12 protein-coding genes and 2 pseudogenes are annotated in these 17,928 nt (G+C 34.6%); all 14 read right to left on the bottom strand.

The annotated features are described in order from the left end of the window. Positions 1-108 precede the first annotated feature (108 nt). The 14 genes and pseudogenes from AAG068_RS10990 to gntK all read right to left on the bottom strand — a co-directional run bounded on the left by AAG068_RS10990 (position 109) and on the right by gntK (position 17,585). Positions 109-1,959, bottom strand: a complete 1,851-nt coding sequence (locus tag AAG068_RS10990) for a hypothetical protein (RefSeq protein WP_342719744.1) — start codon at positions 1,957-1,959, stop codon at positions 109-111. Further along, positions 1,949-3,769 (bottom strand): AAA family ATPase, encoded by a 1,821-nt coding sequence (locus AAG068_RS10985; RefSeq protein WP_342719289.1) that lies wholly within the window; start codon positions 3,767-3,769, stop codon positions 1,949-1,951. Before AAG068_RS10985 ends, AAG068_RS10990 begins: the two co-directional genes overlap by 11 nt. Before the next feature lie 106 nt (positions 3,770-3,875). Then, positions 3,876-4,136, bottom strand: coding sequence for a LemA domain protein (locus AAG068_RS10980; protein ID WP_098667929.1), 261 nt, complete (start codon positions 4,134-4,136; stop codon positions 3,876-3,878). A gap of 76 nt (positions 4,137-4,212) precedes the next feature. Next, on the bottom strand, positions 4,213-5,640 hold the full coding sequence (gene arcD / locus AAG068_RS10975; protein ID WP_342719288.1) for an arginine-ornithine antiporter: 1,428 nt from the start codon (positions 5,638-5,640) through the stop codon (positions 4,213-4,215). Between the two features lie 213 nt (positions 5,641-5,853). Continuing rightward, positions 5,854-7,365 carry an ABC transporter permease/substrate-binding protein gene (locus tag AAG068_RS10970; RefSeq protein WP_342719287.1) on the bottom strand — a complete coding sequence of 504 codons (1,512 nt, stop codon included), beginning with the start codon at positions 7,363-7,365 and terminating at the stop codon, positions 5,854-5,856. 3 nt (positions 7,366-7,368) lie between these two features. Beyond that, a complete protein-coding gene (locus tag AAG068_RS10965) occupies positions 7,369-8,316 on the bottom strand; it encodes an ABC transporter ATP-binding protein (RefSeq protein WP_342719286.1) in 948 nt (315 codons plus the stop codon). A gap of 102 nt (positions 8,317-8,418) precedes the next feature. Next, on the bottom strand, positions 8,419-8,976 hold the full coding sequence (locus AAG068_RS10960) for a YdcF family protein (protein WP_342719285.1): 558 nt from the start codon (positions 8,974-8,976) through the stop codon (positions 8,419-8,421). 201 nt (positions 8,977-9,177) lie between these two features. Then, positions 9,178-10,407: an MFS transporter gene (locus tag AAG068_RS10955; protein WP_342719284.1), complete on the bottom strand. Its 1,230-nt coding sequence runs from the start codon at positions 10,405-10,407 to the stop codon at positions 9,178-9,180. A gap of 1 nt (position 10,408) precedes the next feature. Beyond that, positions 10,409-10,945 (bottom strand): NADPH-dependent FMN reductase, encoded by a 537-nt coding sequence (locus tag AAG068_RS10950; protein ID WP_342719283.1) that lies wholly within the window; start codon positions 10,943-10,945, stop codon positions 10,409-10,411. A gap of 146 nt (positions 10,946-11,091) precedes the next feature. Beyond that, the gene (locus tag AAG068_RS10945; RefSeq protein ID WP_342719282.1) at positions 11,092-12,246 is read right to left on the bottom strand and encodes a glycosyltransferase family 1 protein; all 1,155 of its coding nucleotides are present in this window, start codon (positions 12,244-12,246) and stop codon (positions 11,092-11,094) included. A gap of 34 nt (positions 12,247-12,280) precedes the next feature. Then, on the bottom strand, positions 12,281-13,501 hold the full coding sequence (locus AAG068_RS10940; RefSeq protein WP_342719281.1) for a tetratricopeptide repeat-containing glycosyltransferase: 1,221 nt from the start codon (positions 13,499-13,501) through the stop codon (positions 12,281-12,283). Positions 13,502-13,767: 266 nt separating this feature from the next. Continuing rightward, entirely contained in the window at positions 13,768-14,664 is an 897-nt protein-coding gene (gene gnd / locus AAG068_RS10935; RefSeq protein ID WP_342719280.1) for a phosphogluconate dehydrogenase (NAD(+)-dependent, decarboxylating), read from the bottom strand. A gap of 18 nt (positions 14,665-14,682) precedes the next feature. Continuing rightward, positions 14,683-16,032, bottom strand: a pseudogene (locus tag AAG068_RS10930) (GntP family permease). Positions 16,033-16,046: 14 nt separating this feature from the next. Further along, a pseudogene (gene gntK, locus AAG068_RS10925) lies at positions 16,047-17,585 on the bottom strand (gluconokinase). Positions 17,586-17,928: the final 343 nt, after the last annotated feature.

The following is a 17,928-nucleotide window of genomic DNA, read 5'->3' as shown; positions in this document are numbered from 1 at the left end:
AATAACATATTTATATTACTACCAAATTCATATCTCATGGAACTTTCTTCCACACTGCATATAATTCTTCTTAATCTAAAAGAAATCCTTTATAAAAAAGGATTTCTTTTACTTCTTCATGCTTTTTAACCACTTCTCAAAAATTTGTACCATTCCATGTTTTCCAGCTAATTTCTCTTCCCCTTGTTTCGTTTTATATGGATATAATTGCAAAAACACACCACATCCAGACTCAATTTTTTTACTATGCATATGACTTCCTGGATATACACAAATAACTTCATAAATGGCCCTTCGATGATAGACTCGCTTTCCATCTTGTTCTTCTACATATTTTATAGACCAGTACTTATACATTTGCTCAGTTGCTTTCGTATTTCCAACGTGCTGAAAAATATTGTACATTGGGCTATACTTCACTTCAATAATAATAGAAGATTGATATACATATTTCTCTTCTTCCTTTACATAGCAGTCTAATCGAATATCTGGCTTCTTCGTATCTTCTCCATTATAAAAATTACTCCCTTTACTTAATGCTATAAGAGGATGTGTTTCAATTAAATCATTAAATGCAACATGTACTCTCATATCATCACGTTGTAAAACTACTGTCGTGCCATCTTGTAATCCATCTACATAAAAATGTTCTTGTATTTGTTCACGAATAGAATTTCTAGCCTCAAAACCAATTTGCTCTAACATGGAAATAACGATAAAAAAAGCGTAATATTCATACACTAAAAATGTTGGCTTATAAACAAATAATAGAGATGGAGATTGATCTGTATATTGTGGAAGTAAATCTAAATGCTGTAGTAGTTGTTGATGTGGTGTCGGTAAATTATGTGGGTTCATCTTACCCGTTTCTGAAACCTCTCTCCAAAATGGAGAATGCATTAAAGTTTGAAAGTATTGTACACTTTCATGTACAAAATGCGCTAATATTTTATATTCTTGTATCTTCATGGAACTTTTTCGTAAATCCGCCTCTTTTAGTAAATGAATATTTTTATATTTTTGTTTCTCTCTATCGGTCACTGATCCATTACGCTCTATTGTTTGTATAATCGTTTTTACAGCTTGAAATTCTTCTGATTTTTTCTTCTTTGCTCTTTCTAATATATCAATTGTTTGACACAAAAAACTTTCAGCTTCAAGTAAATAAAGATAAAATTGCATCGCTTTAAATTTAAGAAATGCATTCTCCTTACTATTTTTTTGTTCTATAAATTTACGATTATAATATTTTGCATACGGTTTTCTTTCCGCCACTACGGCTCCCTTTCTCGTTACTTTCCGCTCCTTTTCTTCCCATTTATATTCATGTATAAACTTTGAACTCGATTCTATTTTCTTAAAAATTTGCTTTATCTTTTTCATTTTTTGTGGCAACTTTCTAAGTAACACTAAATAAGAAGAATCTTCAATATCACTAAGAGCAGAGAAAGTCTTTTTATAATAACCTCTATCTAAAATCAACTCATTTAAAATTGACTTCACATAGTTTTGAATCATTTCAAATTGATTATCGAAAAAATTTTTTGGTACGACTTGAAAAGCGCCATAATACGTTTGATCTTCTATATTTACCTCAAAATGATACAAACCACAACGCCATGGATAAAAGAATTCTGTTTTTCCATGTTCATATATTAATACCTTTTGTTTTTTGTCATTTATTTCATATTTTGTCTCTTTTATATTCTTCTGTCCCTCATAGACTTTATTCCATATAAAAGTAATATTCATTGGATTTTCATAATGGTACTGCAATCTGATTGGTTTTAATTCTTGCACTTTATAAATACATTGAGCTAATGCTATTGCAGATGTACAAAGACGATTTAATAAAATATATTCTCCTTTTGACTCCGTTCCAATAATTAACTTTAATACAAAAGGAAGCGTTTCTTTCGTATCAACGATTTCTGTTTCGTATCGCCCATCATTTTGCATAGCCATACAACTCCAGTTCTCTACGCTTTTCTCTTATATATGCTATAGAGTGTTCAAATGTAGATACGCTGTTTGCAAGTGGAGATTGCAAAAGAGGTACTAGTGTCGCTCCCCTTTTTACTTCTTCAGAAAGTAAAGAGCCCACCATCATTTCGGTCCCTCTTATTTTCGTCAATACACGTTGCTTTATTTGTAAATCAAACCCCTCTTCTCTACTGATCATATAGGAATGATTATTTTGGAACGGTATATTTTGCAAGTAAGCAGCTATTGCGTTTGCACATCGAAAAGAAATCCCCTTTGACGCATCATGTGATGACAATGCAGCATGTAATTTATCTAATAGTTCTAACTCTTCCCCAGAAAACACCTCAATCATCGTTTTATTCCTAACCCAATTTATACGAAATTCTCCTGCAGTTACTTTCAGAGGTGGCTGTAATACAACTTTCTCTTGTTCCATACACATCTCACAAAACGGGATCTTTTGTAATGTTATTAAATTTGTCCGATCTAGTAATCGATCTGAGAGCTCTTTCGTTGTTTCATCAAAATTTATAGTGCCTACAAATATAATATTTTCTCCAATTTCAATTGTTGGTGGAATTGGATTTTCTTTTTCTTGTACACCTTCATATAAATTTAAAATACGATTTTGCTTTTCAAGTTGAAGAACAGATAGAAATGGAGTAAACCAATGCTCAATATGTGACATATTCATTTCATCAAAAACGATTATATACAGCTGATTTTGATTTTCTTTTGCCTTCATTAGCGCCCTAACCAATTTTGTTTCACTTTCAATAAAGGTACCATTTGGGTGAAGATAACCGAGTAAATCATGTGGTTCTTGATACGATGGTGAAATCGGGATCCAAACCAATTCTTCCCCGTATTGTAATCCAAGTGCTTCTGCATAAGCTTGTAAAAAACGGGATTTGCCAGTACCCGGTATACCACCAAGAATCGTTAACATATTTGTTTTCACGCTTATATGAAAATTATAAATGTCCGTTTCATCCAAATATAACCCTTTATTACGCACAAAACTTTTTACATATTGTAAAAAGACGGATTCACGCTCATCCCATTCCCATTCATCCTTTTGCACTTTTATTTCCTCTACTTCTACATGCTTACCTTCTTCAGTCATTCGTTTTTTTAATTGCTCATGCATATGATTACTTACAAAATACAATTGATCTTCTACAGCTATATCTACATGCTTCATCCAGTCATTAAAGTCTATATACTTACATTCCCGCTGCTGTTCAAAATATGCGATTGAACTAATTGATGAAGACTTTAACGATATATTTCCATATAACCTTCCATCATGCCACAATAATTCAGGAGGTTCAAAGTCTTTCGGATATTTAGGCATTAGAAATGACAAATAACCATTATTAAGTTTTCTTTCTAAAGATTCCCCTTTTTTATAATCGGAAACTTTAGGTACTGGAATCATTTTATAACCGTTTGCTATTTCTCTCGGTTCTTCTGTACAAATTAATTCCGCGTATATATGTCCTCTTTCATAATAAAGACGAAACATAACTAATTGTTTTTCTAATTTTTTTTTCTTTAATTCCGAAAAGACTTTTTCATTCTTTTTATTACTACATAAACCTTCAAATACATATGGTTCATTTTTTAGTTGTTCTTGTAACGTATATGGTATTGGCGATAGGCATTGTACAAAGAAATTCTCTCCATTCTTCTCACTTTCTGATTTTGTAAACTTTCCGATAAACCTCATATAGTACATTCGTTTTATAAAACTTGGATGAAGAGCTTTATGTAATTTCACCTTTGTCACCTTCTTTTTTTCATACTATTCTTAGTGTATGAAAGAAACGAAAAACTAGAAACAAAAAACCTGACGTTATCCGTCAGGTTCAAAATAAAAACGTATATTAATGAGATGGAAATGCTTTTTTCTCTTGTAAAATGGCATTATGAGCAATTTTCATTTTTGCAAGTACATATCGTAAACGATCTTCAGCGTTTTCATCTTTATGTTGCTGTAATTCCGCCAAATTCTCTACCGCACTCGCTAAATTTTCAATCACTCCTCGCAGTTCAGGATGATGATTAAAAAAAGATTCTTGCACTAATACTTTCCTTACTTCACTCGCTAAATCAACAATTCTGGTCAACTGTTCTTTTTCTTCCATTTTCATCCCTCCTGAATATCTTATGTATTAAATATTCTCTAGACAAAGAAAAAAGCCCTTTAATTGAAAAGGACTTTTACATTTTTATATTTCCAGTTAATAACATATAAATTGATGTGACAGCTGCAACTACAATTGCCCACATTACATATCTCTCTATACCAGTAAAACAACGATTTCCTTTTTCTTTTCTTGCATACATATAAACCATGATCCCGATTCCATATACGATTGAAACAAGCAATAAATTCTTCAAACCAGCTGCATAAATAAGCCATACAGAGTACATAGAAGCAATTAAAGCTAATGAACCGTTTTTTACTTTTGCATCTTTTAGTTCATTTGTAATGACTAATTTCAATTGGAATAATGCTGATAATAAATATGGTACTAAAATTGATGTTGACGCTATGAAATACATAATTTGATATGTTGATTCTGAAAACAGAACAATTATAAATATAACTTGGGCAACGCCATTTGAGATCCATAATGCCATATGCGGCGTTTGTTTTTTATTTGTTTTCGTAAAGACTTTCGGAAACACGCCATCTTTTCCTGCTACATGGGAAATTTCAGAAACAAGTAAAAACCAGCCTATTAATGTACCTACAAGTGAAGCAACTAACCCGATGTTAATCGCTACTGCGCCCCACGTCCCAACAACATGTTCTAATACATGTCCCATTGACGGCGTTTCTAAAACAGAAAGCTCTCCTCTTGTCATCGCTCCCATTGACAAGACAGAAATTAAAATATAAATAGACATTACTAAAATAAGTCCTAATACTGTCGCTTTACCGACGTCTCGACTATTTTTCGCTCTTCCAGATAATACTACCGCTCCTTCAACCCCAATGAAAACCCAAAGAGTTACAAGCATAGTATTTTTCACTTGACCAAGTATAGAGGAAACTGAAATAGTTCCTTCTCCCCAAAAATCATGTGTAAATGTATCCCAGCGAAACGCTGTTACCATTACAACAATAAATAATACGATTGGAACCAATTTCCCTATCGTTGCAATAACATTCATAATAGATGCTTCACGGATTCCAAATAAAATTAGAAAATGAAGTGTCCATAATAAAAGTGATGCTCCTACGATAGACGCAACACTATTTCCGCCTTTAAAAATTGGGAAGAAATAACCTAATGTACTAAACAGTAACATGATTGTTGCAACGTTTCCTAAAATTCCTGCTAGCCAGTATCCCCATGCACTGTTAAATCCAATATATTCACCGAAGCCAGTACGTGCATAACTATAAATTCCGCCCTCAAGCTCTGGTTTTTTTCTTGCTAACGTTTGATATACGAGCGCGAGTGGAATCATTCCCATCGCTGTAATACACCAGCCAATTATTATAGAGCCACTATTTGCTCCTACTGCTAAATCATGCGGTAAACTAAATACACCGCCACCAACCATTGTTCCGACTACTAATGCAATTAATGGAAAAAATCCTAACTTCTTTTCTATTTGTACCACCCCATCTGTCATTCTAGGTGTTATGTTCGTTCAACTATTAAAGTCACCTTTTTCTCTAATAGACGTTTCTTTTATATTTTTTCAGGAAAACATTACTTATTCTAAAAGAAAATGAACAAAAATGGAATACTTTTTTGAAAAAATGTATAAGTATGCACAAAAAAACCGTTCATTTTGTAATGAACGGTCATTTCATACATATAAATTTGTATATTTCTTGTAAAATTAACGAAGTAAATTCTCTTTTTGTAAAAATTGTTTCGCTACTTCTTCACTACCCTTTCCATTCACATTGACTTCATAATTCATTTTTCGCATTTCTTCATCTGTAATCTTTCCAGATAATTTATTTAATACTTTTTCAAGTTCAGGATATTTTTGTAACGTCTCTTTTCTTAATAAAGGTGCACCTTGGTACGGTGGGAATAACCCTTTATCATCTTTTAGCACTTTAAGTCCGTATTGTTCCAATTCACTATCTGTTGAATATGCATCAATTACATTCACATCCCCTGATTGAATTGCACTATAACGTAATTTCGGTTCCATCGTTTTCACATTTGAAAATTTATAGTTATATAATTTTTGCATTCCTTTATAACCGTCTTCACGATCAGCAAATTCTAATGTGAATCCTACTTTCGCATCTTGTGCAATTTTTCCTAAATCAGAAATTGTATTTACATTATTTTGATCTGCTATTTTTTTCGGCATAGCTAGAGCATACGTATTGTTATACTCCATCGGTTTCAACATAACCATATTATAATTCTTTTCCATTCCAATGCGGGCTTGCTCATATACTTCATCACGATTTGTGCTTTTCGGCTCTTCTTTTACGAAAGTAGATAAAGCTGTTCCTGAAAATTCAGGGTATATATCTACTTCTCCTGATTTCAATGCTTCAAATACAAATGCTGTTTTTCCAAGACCTGGTTTTAATTCTACGTGTAAATCAGTATCTTGTTCAATAAGCTGCTTATACATTTGAATTAAAATTTCTGGTTCTGATCCAAGTTTGCCGGCAATAACAATATCTTTCTTTTGCGTGTTCCAAAGAAAGGGAGCAGCAATCATGATACAAATAATACATATCGTCAATATAACACCCTTAGAAGAGCGTTTAGGACTCTCAAGCACTCTAAGTACTACATCAAAGAATAAAGCGAGTAACGCGGCTGGTACAGCCCCTAAAATGATAAGCGCATGATCATTCCGATCAATACCAAGTAATATGAGTTTTCCGAGCCCACCAGCACCTATAAGAGCTGCTAATGTAGCCGTTCCAACAATTAGTACCATCGCCGTACGAATACCGGCCATAATAATTGGTAATGCAAGAGGAAGTTCTACCTTCCACAATCTTCTCCAGCTATTCATCCCCATAGCTCTCGCTGCTTCAATTAAAGATTCATCTAATTCCCTTATTCCCGTATATGTATTTCGTAAAATAGGTAATAGTGCATACACAACTAATGCAATAATGGCCGGGAGTTTTCCAATTCCTACTAACGGAATTAAAAGTCCGAGTAGTGCAAGTGATGGCACTGTCTGCATAACTGCAGAAGTTCCTATAATAAATTCAGCCATTCGTTCTTTTCTCGTTAATAAAATACCAAGCGGTACTGCAATAATTACTGCAAAAAATAATGAAATAAGCGATATTTGTAAATGTTCACTTAATGCAGTAAGTAATTCTACTTTTCGTTCTTGGAACGTTTGTATAAAATCAGTCACTGTTTAGCCTCTTTCCTTCATTTGTTCAACAATGTAATTGACAATGTGACGGCTTGTTAAAGCTCCAACATATTGACCATTTGCTTCAACTGGAACTACTTCGTCAGCTCGCACACGAACTAATGCATCTTGTAAAGAAGAATGTAATGATAGTGCTTCCCCTTCTACCCGCATACTTTCATCAAGTGGCAATACATCTTCTATACTTTTCCTCTCATACCAAGGTCGTCCACGATTTCCAATGAACTCTTCTACAAATTCATTTTTCGGATTATGTATAATTCCTTCTGGTGTATCTAATTGAACTACTTTTCCTTCTTTCATAATACAAATACGATCTCCAAGTGATAATGCTTCTTGCATATCATGTGTTACGAACACGATTGTTTTTTGAATCTTTTTTTGCAACTGTACAATATCCTTCTGAAGCTGTTCCCTACTTAATGGATCTAACGCACTAAATGGTTCATCCATAAGAACGATTTTCGGGTTTGCGGCTAATGCTCGCACGACACCGACACGTTGTTTTTGCCCTCCTGACAATTCATCAGGCATACGATCGCGATATACATCTGGATCTAGCCCGACCATCTGTAGCAACTCATCGACACGAGCTTTTATTTTTTCTTTGCTCCACTTTCTCATTTCAGGAACGACTGCAATATTTTCAGCAATTGTCATATGCGGAAACAAAGCAATTTGTTGCAACACGTATCCTATATCCCAGCGTAATTCATTAATATTGTATTGTTGAATATCTTTTCCATCGATTAATATTGATCCTTCTGTCGTTTCAATTAAACGATTAATCATTTTCATTGTCGTTGTTTTCCCACAACCACTTGGACCAATAAGGACAAAGAATTCTCCCTTTTTGATTTCTAAATGCAATGAATCCACTGCTTTTGTGCCATCTTCATATGCTTTTGACACTTGATTAAACTGAATCACAAATACAACTCCTTTATCGTTGTTTTCTTTATTTTGATGGAATATGGAATTCATTTCAAATGATACGCATTATTCTACAAAAAAAGAGCTCACATTTGAGCTCTATCGGTCGAACAATATTGTTTTCATTATAGCGGCATATTCACGCACATACATTTTCCTCTTAGAACGCATTGGTGTTTCAGCAGCTAACGCCTCCATCTTTATCCCTAAACGCTTTGCAATTATTTTCGTTCTATACAAATGATACGTATTACTTACAACTACCGCATGTTTCACATTATATAAATCCATACTAAACTTTAAATTCTCATACGTATTTGTAGATTGATCTTCTATTAAAATACGACTCTCATCTATACCACGCGCCATTAAATAAGTTCTCATACTATGAGCTTCCGATATATCTTCATCTTCTCCTTGACCACCTGAAACAATTACTTTCGCTGTAGGATGGGAAACTAAATATTCCAAAGCTACATCCAAACGGTTTTGAAGAGATAAAGATGGTCTATCTCCAAATAATTTTGCACCTAATATAAGAACGTATGGAGAGTGATTACTCAATTTTTCACGAGCAACTTTCTTCATTCGAAACGTCATATAAAGAATGTATAGTGGTGGTAATAATAAAATTATAAGCAAGATCCATTTGTTCATAAATAAGTCTGCACTCCCTTTCATTTTATTATATAGAAAAAGATAGGAAGGCAGAAGTACTTTTTATCCCGCTATTTGCGGGCAGTAAGACCCCCAACTCAAAACTCAGCGAAAACAAAGAAGTTAGATGGGGCCTGGCTGCCCGTAAAAGCACGATTGGTGAGGGCTGATAATCAGTGGGGGATGCCCCCCAGTTTCACTTTATACGATTGATTTATTAGAAACGTTCGTCCCTACTTTACGTTGTGAAAGTACATAATAAATAGCGATTCCTAATGATAAAATCAATATACAGCTTAATACGTAAAAAGGGAGCATTACCCCAGTTTTAGATACACCAGCTGTAAACAACATTAACAATACAATTCGTATTCCTGTACCAATTAATCGAAACAAGCTGTCTACACGCCCCATTACTTCGTTTGGAATTTCCTCCATCATCAATACATTTCTCGCCACTCTTGTACCCGCATTTCCAATTGCATGAAAAATTGCAAGTCCATATAACAACATTACGGAAGGTTTAACAATCATTACGGTAATTGAAATTACATATAGGAACATCGTCATAACGATTGAAATTTCTATTTTGACATATTTCATCATAATTGGAATACTAATTCCGGCAAGAACCGCTCCGACACCATACATCATACCTTCTATTGCGTATACAGAGGCACTTGCTTTTAATATATCTGAAATATATACCGGGATTAAATAATTTGCCATCATAACACCGATAAACGGCATATAAGTCGCAAGTAAAAACCAAAATAACCTAGGACGTTTTTGCATAAAGTGAATCCCTTCGAATAATTGCTTCTTAAATGTTACTTTTCTTTTCACTTCCTTTTTCTTTACATACGGTATACATAAGAAAAGGACGAAGGCTCCTGCAAAAGTTAACATATCCACTAACAAAATCCATTTTAAAGAAATAATTCCAATAAGAAAGCTAGCAACAGCTCCTGAAATAACTTGCGTTAACTGTCCTTGTATTTCCATTGTTCCACTTAAATTTTTATAATGTTCTGCTTGAAATATCTCTTGGTTGAACGCAAATATTGTAGGATAAAATAATAAATAGTAAAATGATCCAGCTATATATATAAGAATATAGTGAATAGAATGATAGGATTGCCCAATAAATCCCCATATTGCCATCATTCCTATAACAACTATCCCAATACCTTCATTACATAATAATAAAGATTTTCTTGAAAAACGATCAATACTTTGCCCGATAAACGGTGTTAATAAAAACATAATAAGAGTTGAGATGATAGATACATAACCAAACGTTGTCTCTCCCCCACTCTCTTTAATTAACAGCCATGGAATCGTTATCATTACAATACCGGAACCAATAGCTGATAGACTATTGGCCCCTAGTATGAAATACAAGCGTGAATCTTTATACAGAGATGACATATCACTCAACTCCTAGTTGTTTTTTCACCTCTTTATATACGCCCATATATGCTTTTAATTCTTTAACTAAATCATGAATTAATGGTTTTGCATCTTCTCCCAGTTCACTGTCTTGTACATGAAGTCCATCAAGTACAACTTGTTTTGGGATTGCATTTGCGTATACCCCTCTAGCAACAGTACGCATACTGTTTAATGCGTTAATTCCACCTTTACCGCCCCCTGCAACTGCAAGTAATGCGACAGGTTTATGAACGAATTCACTACTGCTTAAGTAATCTAACGAATTTTTCAGCGCTCCACTCATTGCATTATGATATTCAGGTGTACATAGTACTACACCGTCTGCCGTTTTCACTAACGCCTTTAATTTTTTTACCGCTTCTAATTCACGTTGTGATTCTTCCCCATTATATAAAGGCAATTCTTCTACTGCTAAATCGTATAACTCCCCTTCAAATTGGTCAGCAATATATTTTGCCACCACACGAGTTCTACCGAATTTTCTTGGCGTACCGTTAATAACGACTAGTTTCATAATCATTTCTCCCCTTTATTTTCAAGCTACACTTATATATTATCAGAAATTTCTATACAAAACACAATATAAAGAGGGAATTAGCTTGATAAAATAGTATGATAAACCCAAAAAAGAACTCATACGAAAGTATGAGTTCTTCACAATTACTTTTCTCCTCCTTTATGGCTCAGTCTGTCTATGCTTCCTTTCGCTTCAAAATGGTTATACGCTTCTTCTGCTAATTTCATACGTTCTTCTGGTAATTCTATATATGTCATAACGTTTTCTATTATTTTTTCGTACGGAGTAAATACAATTCCCGGCCACTCTATCTCGTCCTCAGGATTACTATTTTCCGAAATAATAAATTTCTTATTTGCCACTGCATAAGAAACTCGAGGAGTTTCAAGAATACCCGATAAGTAAAAATGAATATTTAATATAATTTTAGACCTAGCAATTAACTCATTTTTAACAATTCCCCACGCATTATTTTTAAAGACAATATTTAAATGCGGAGCAACTGCTTTTAATTGGTTAAAAATAGCTTGCCGCCTTGGGTTAAGAGCACCTATAAACAGTATATCAATGTCTTCAGTTAACTCTTCATCAAACGCATCTTTTTTTATTTTTAGAGTTGGAGCATAGTTCATTTCTACATGTTTTATTTCTTTTCCAACTCCTTTTTGTTTTAACCATTCTATATTTTGTTTACTATAATCCCAAATTTCCTTTTCTTTTAATAACATTAAATAAAGGGGATGCGCATAAGGACTTCCTTCATATAGCTGTTCTAAATTATAAATAATTGCATTTTTCGGAAGTAAATTCGGGTTATGTGCATATGTATGCGCTCCAAAAACAATTGTATTTTTCACATTTTCTAATATTGTTTCTGATATGATTGCAGTATTTCCCTCTTGCTCCAACCGCCATTTCAAAGCTCGCGCGACATCTATAAAACTACCATACGTCTTTGGGCATATAAAGAGACAATAATCATATTCTTTATTCAAATAAGCTTCCATTAGTCTTAAATTATTTTTATATAAATCTACATCCGGATATTTAATTAAAAGCTCCCTTGCATGTTTTTTTGCTACTTTATACATTCCGGCATAATAAGCAGCAATGCACCTTCTTAATTCGATTTTTTCCCGATGCTCTTCTGCTACGTCCATGTCTAAAAGAAGAGTTGCGATACAATACGCTTTTAAATGATCACGATCATAATAATAATCTAGTAGTGGCATCAATTCTTCATACGTATTTCCATGCACAGATTCCCCTAACTCTAGCGCCCATCGTATTAATTCCATTATTACTCCACTACTCCTTTAACCGAAATTGTATTTAATAAAATTTCGCATTACTTTCAACCATATTCGCTATATGCAACGGTAGATCTTCTTTTTTCGATTCCAAAAATTTTTGTGATACTGCACCTAAATGCTTTTTATGTGGTATATAAAAAGCACTTATAGAAATCTCATAGTCAAATAAGTAATCATACACATGATAATCTACAAATAGAAGATCATTTTTTGGAAAAGGAATTTCCTTCCCTTGCAACGCATACATCAAGGCAATATTATTTTGAGATTTTAATCGATACATTCTTGCAAGTTGGTATAATGGCTCAGCCCGAGTTGGTCTATATTCCCACGCTTTTTGAAAATAAAAAATAGCTAATGCTGTATATTGCTCTTCTTGCATCTTAGCATTTTCTTTTTCATCCGCTTCTGTTACTTCATATTGTTTATTTGCTGAACGGTTTGCTAATTGTTCATAACAAAATCCTATTCGCAATAACGAATAGAACACCTCTTCAACCCATCCACCTGCTTCTACCCGTTTTTTATACCATTTAATCGAATCTTCGAATTGACTTAAATGAAAATAAGTTTGGGCTAAATAAAATAAATATCTTATATGCAAATCTGGCGTTGTTTCTGGATCACTCAATCCTTGTAACAACAACCTCTCATCTCTCTCAAATTTATCACCTTTACTACCACCATCCCCAGGATCGTTAACGACAAGCGTCTCTAACCTAGCTACCCTCGTATTGTAATCCGCGCCAACCTTGGAGCGATCTATATCCCAATACTCATGAGTAACACCGACAGACTTCCATGGTAAAGAAGCTTTCAGAAGGCGTGTAAGCCAATACTTAATATGAATATCATATTGCAATGTAAGATAATGATCTTCCGTTAAACTAGTCTTATCAAACTCGGGATCAACTTCTAATATCATATCTGCATCTAATATTAATAAATAATCTGCTTCTGGATATGTTTTTTGCGCCAATGAAACTGCTAAACTTCTGTTATAACCAAAGTTTTTAAATGGTTCATGATGTACTGTGCCAGGGATATCATTTTCTTTACACCAATTTTCAATAATTTCAGGTGTATGATCAGTTGATCCCGTATCACAAATAGAAACAAAATCTACAATTGATTTTGTAGCATTTAAACATCTTTCCATAATCCTAGACTCGTTTTTAACAATCATACAAAGACATAACTTTTTTTCTTCCCCTGCATTCTTCACTTGCTCATTTCCCATTTAACCACCTCATATTTTATTAACACGCTCTTTTCATATGTAACACCACTTCATAGCTACACTGATGACATAATCATCCTTTTACTATTTATGAAAACTTCATTTTATTTATTCTTACTTTTATGTTAGGACATCTTTCAAGCTTCACTATATATTTGATACAATCAGTACAAATAAACAATGATTGGTATTTTTAAAGTAGAGATTTCTTACACTAAAAAAAGAAACTTGCGCCTATGCACAAGTTTCTTCTCGAAAATCATTTCCTATTTTTTCACAACTTCATGTCCACCGAACTGATTACGAAGAGCGGAAACTACTTTTCCGTGGAATGTATCATCTTCTTGAGAACGGTAGCGCATAAATAATGACATTGCGATTACTGGTGCTGCCGCTTGCAGTTCAAGTGCCGTTTCCACAGTCCATTTCCCTTCTCCTGAAGAGTTCATCACACCTTTAATACCATCTAGTTTTGGATCATCTGCAAATGCCTTTTCAGTTAAGTCCATTAACCAACCGCGGATAACCGATCCATTTGCCCATACTTTTGCAACATCTTCATAATTGAAATCAAAATCACTTTTATCTAACACTTCAAATCCTTCAGCAATTGCCTGCATCATTCCGTATTCAATACCGTTATGAACCATTTTTAAGAAATGACCACTTCCGACGCGGCCTGCATAAGAATACCCATTCTCTACTGCTAAATCTTTAAATAAAGGTTCTAATTGATCGTAAATTTCTTTTTCTCCACCAACCATTAAGCAAGCTCCGTATCTAGCTCCTTCTACACCACCTGATGTACCGATATCAACGTAATGTAAACCAAAACTTTTCGCTTCTTCAGCACGGCGTAACGTATCTTTATAGAATGAATTTCCGCCTTCAATAACGATATCGCCTTCCTCTAATAATGGATATACATCTTTTAATACTGACTCAACAACTTCCCCCGCAGGTACCATTACCCAAATTGTACGAGGGGCTTCTAATTCAGCAATTATTTCTTTTAATGTATGACGAGCAGTAATTCCTAAAGCCCCAGCCTTTTCAACAAGCTCTTTATTTACGTCATATACAACAACTTCATGTTTGTCTTCATATAAGTGTTCCGCTAATGGGAATCCCATTTTTCCTAATCCAATTAAACCTAGTTTCATATTAATCAATCTCCCATTCTATACAAATATATTTAATAACGAAATGAGCCCAAGTGCTACAACAGATAATATTGTCTCCATTGCCGTCCATGTTAATAATGTTTCTTTCACAGTCATTCCGAAATACTCTTTAATCATCCAAAAACCAGAATCATTTACATGTGATAAAATTAATGACCCTGCACCTGTTGCAAGTGCTAGTAGTTCTACATTTACACCTGGTGTACTTGCTGCAATTGGCGCAACAATTTCAGCCGCTGTCATCATAGAAACCGTTGCCGATCCAGTTGCGATTCGGATAAGTGCCGCAATTCCCCAGCCTAATAATATCGGTGAAATATGAGATGCTTTCGCCATTTCTGCGATTGTCGTTCCAATTCCAGAATCTAATAATACTTTATTAAACGCGCCGCCTGCACCAATAACTAACAGTATGTTCGCAATAGGCCCAAGGCAATCATTTGTAGATTGTAATACTTTATCTTTTGAGAAACCTTTTGCATAACCAAGACTAAAGAAAGAGTATATCGTTGCAATTAATAACGCGACGATTGGATCTCAAATAAAGTGCAATACTTGTGCAAGTTGACTTGTTTTGCTTAGCGCGACTTCCGCAATCGATGCACCTAGCATTAGAAATACTGGAAGTAAAATTGTAAACAATGTATTTCCGAAACTAGGAAGCTCCTTCTTCTTATCTCTTTCAATAAATTGCTCCGCTATATCTAATGGTACTTCTTTATGTATACGAGCACCAATCCATTTCCCGTAAAGCGGACCTGAAATGATTGCAGTTGGAAGTCCGACGATTAAAGCATATAAAATTGTTTTCCCTACATCTGCTTTAAAAATACCTACTGCTGCCATCGCTGCTGGATGTGGCGGAACGAGTCCGTGTACAACAGATAAACCTGCTACTAGTGGTATACCGATTGTAATAAGTGATACCCCTGTTTCTAACGCAATCGTAAATACTAATGGAATTAACAGTACAAATCCAACTTGGAAAAACACTGGAATCCCTACTAAAAATGCAACGAACATCATTGCCCAGTGAACACGTTTCTTTCCAAAACGATCAATTAATGTGTTAGCAATTCGTTCAGCACCACCAGATTCGGCCATCATTTTTCCAAGCATCGTTCCTAATGCTAATACTATCGCTAAAAACCCTAACGTATTACCAAGCCCTAGTTTAATAGAATCGATAATCCCTGGATCTTTTGGTGAAGTTCCAATCAATGGCATTCCCATTGCTAGTCCTACACCAATTGCTGTTAAAATTAACGCGACAAACGGATGCCATTTTACTACTGTAATAAGTAAAAGTAGTATGACAACTGCCGCTAGTACGATTCCAACTACCATTTCTCCCAATCCCCCTATTGTTTACGTTGGAAAGCAGCTATACAATCAAATTCTTCTTTCAAGCGATTGTAAAGTCGTTCATACATATAAAACATTTCTAAATATATAGCTGTATTTTCTTTATTCGGTACATGATGATGAACGATATCAATCCAATCCTTTACCTCTTCAAGAGAATCAATTTTTCCTACAGCATATAAAGCAACTGCTGCTGCCCCAAGCGCAGATGCTTCATGACTTTCAGGAACAAGCAATTCTTTTCCCATCATATCGGATAACATTTGTCTCCAAAATGCAGATTTCGCAAAGCCTCCTGAAACGCGTATTTCAGTAAGTGGACCTGTACAATCCCTGATTGCGAGTGCAACAGAATATACGCTCATACAAACACCTTCCATGACTGCACGTATAAAATGTTCTCGTTTATGCTGAAGGTTTATTCCAAAAAATGTACCACGAGCATTTGCATTCCAGTACGGTGCACGCTCTCCAGATAAAAACGGTAAAAATAGCAATCCACCCGCTCCAGCTGGTACACTTTCCGCATATTTAATTAATAAATCATACGGATCAATGCCAAGTTTCTTTGCTACTTCTTGCTCTGGGCTACCAAATTCATCACGTAACCATCTCAGTAATATTCCGCCATTATTCGTTGGTCCGCCAATCACCCAGTGCTCGTCTGTTAATGCATAACAGAACGTTCTACCTTTTTCATCTGTATTAACACTAGATGAAATTGTTCGAACTGCACCACTTGTTCCTATCGTAATTGCAGCTGAACCAGGAGATATTGCCCCAACTCCTACATTCGCAAGAACACCATCACTCGCACCAATAACAACTGGAGTATCTTCACGAATACCCATCTTTTGTGCTAATTCCGGTTTCATACCCGATAAAATATATGTGGTTGGCACAGGTGTTGATAATTGTTCTGGTGACATATGTAATAACGTTAAAACACCTTCATTCCAGTTTAATGTTTCTAAATTAAATATCCCAGTAGCTGATGCTATTGAATAATCCACTACGTAACGTGAAAACAATTGATACATAACATACTCTTTAATGGAAATAAATTTATATGCGCTCGCATATAATTCTGGCTCTTCCTCTTTCATCCACAATAATTTAGAAAGTGGCGACATCGGATGAATTGGTGTACCCGTTCGTCTATAAATTTCATGACCATTCATATGTTGTAATAATTTTTCTGACTGTTTCGTACTTCGATTATCTGCCTAAATAATAGAGCGCGTTAACGGCGCACCGTTTTCATCTACTGCAATTAATGCGTGCATTGCAGAACTAATACCAATTGAAGAAATATCTTCTGGTAACACGTTACCTTTTTTGATGGCAACGCTTACAGTTTTATATACAGCGGCACATATCACATCAGGATCTTGCTCAGCCCATCCGACGTTCGGTTGAATAATCGGATAATCTACTGCATGTGATGCAACGACTTTTCCTTTTTCTGTGAACACAACCGTTTTTGTACTTGTGGTACCGATATCAATCCCGATTACTCTCCCCCTTGTTTCCATGCGAATCTTCCCTTCGTTTCTAGCAAAATATAATCTAGTAAACCGTTTACATGAATTAGTATTTAAAATATTTTTTCTTTAATCAAGTTTTAAAAAGAAAATTTTTTCATAACAAAAAAATAAATCCCCTCATTCCATTTCACTTACATACTAAATTTAAATTTCCCCGCGGTAAAGTTGCGTTATATTCGTTACGCAACACACTCTTTTTCTTTCATTAACAACACATACATAGTCCTTCCTTACGTTCTACTCATTTGCATGAAAAAAGTTGAGTAGCAATATTCATTTTTAGGGAGTACTTAACATCAATCTAAGAAAAACACTCGTCCTTTTATCTTAA

Origin of the sequence: Bacillus paramycoides (assembly GCF_038971285.1) — a bacterium.
Lineage (GTDB): Bacteria > Bacillota > Bacilli > Bacillales > Bacillaceae_G > Bacillus_A.
Note: the sequence above shows the minus strand (reverse complement) of the source record. Positions and strands in the feature narration are given on the sequence as shown.

Excerpts from the sequence above, each read along its gene's own strand:
- AAG068_RS10990 (WP_342719744.1), bottom strand. The coding sequence starts at position 1,959 with ATGCAAAATGATGGGCGATACGAAACAGAAATCGTTGATACGAAAGAA.
- AAG068_RS10980 (WP_098667929.1), bottom strand. The coding sequence starts at position 4,136 with ATGGAAGAAAAAGAACAGTTGACCAGAATTGTTGATTTAGCGAGTGAA.
- arcD (WP_342719288.1), bottom strand. The coding sequence starts at position 5,640 with ATGACAGATGGGGTGGTACAAATAGAAAAGAAGTTAGGATTTTTTCCA.
- AAG068_RS10960 (WP_342719285.1), bottom strand. The coding sequence starts at position 8,976 with ATGAACAAATGGATCTTGCTTATAATTTTATTATTACCACCACTATAC.
- AAG068_RS10955 (WP_342719284.1), bottom strand. The coding sequence starts at position 10,407 with ATGTCATCTCTGTATAAAGATTCACGCTTGTATTTCATACTAGGGGCC.
- AAG068_RS10950 (WP_342719283.1), bottom strand. The coding sequence starts at position 10,945 with ATGAAACTAGTCGTTATTAACGGTACGCCAAGAAAATTCGGTAGAACT.
- AAG068_RS10945 (WP_342719282.1), bottom strand. The coding sequence starts at position 12,246 with ATGGAATTAATACGATGGGCGCTAGAGTTAGGGGAATCTGTGCATGGA.
- AAG068_RS10940 (WP_342719281.1), bottom strand. The coding sequence starts at position 13,501 with ATGGGAAATGAGCAAGTGAAGAATGCAGGGGAAGAAAAAAAGTTATGT.
- gnd (WP_342719280.1), bottom strand. The coding sequence starts at position 14,664 with ATGAAACTAGGTTTAATTGGATTAGGAAAAATGGGATTCCCATTAGCG.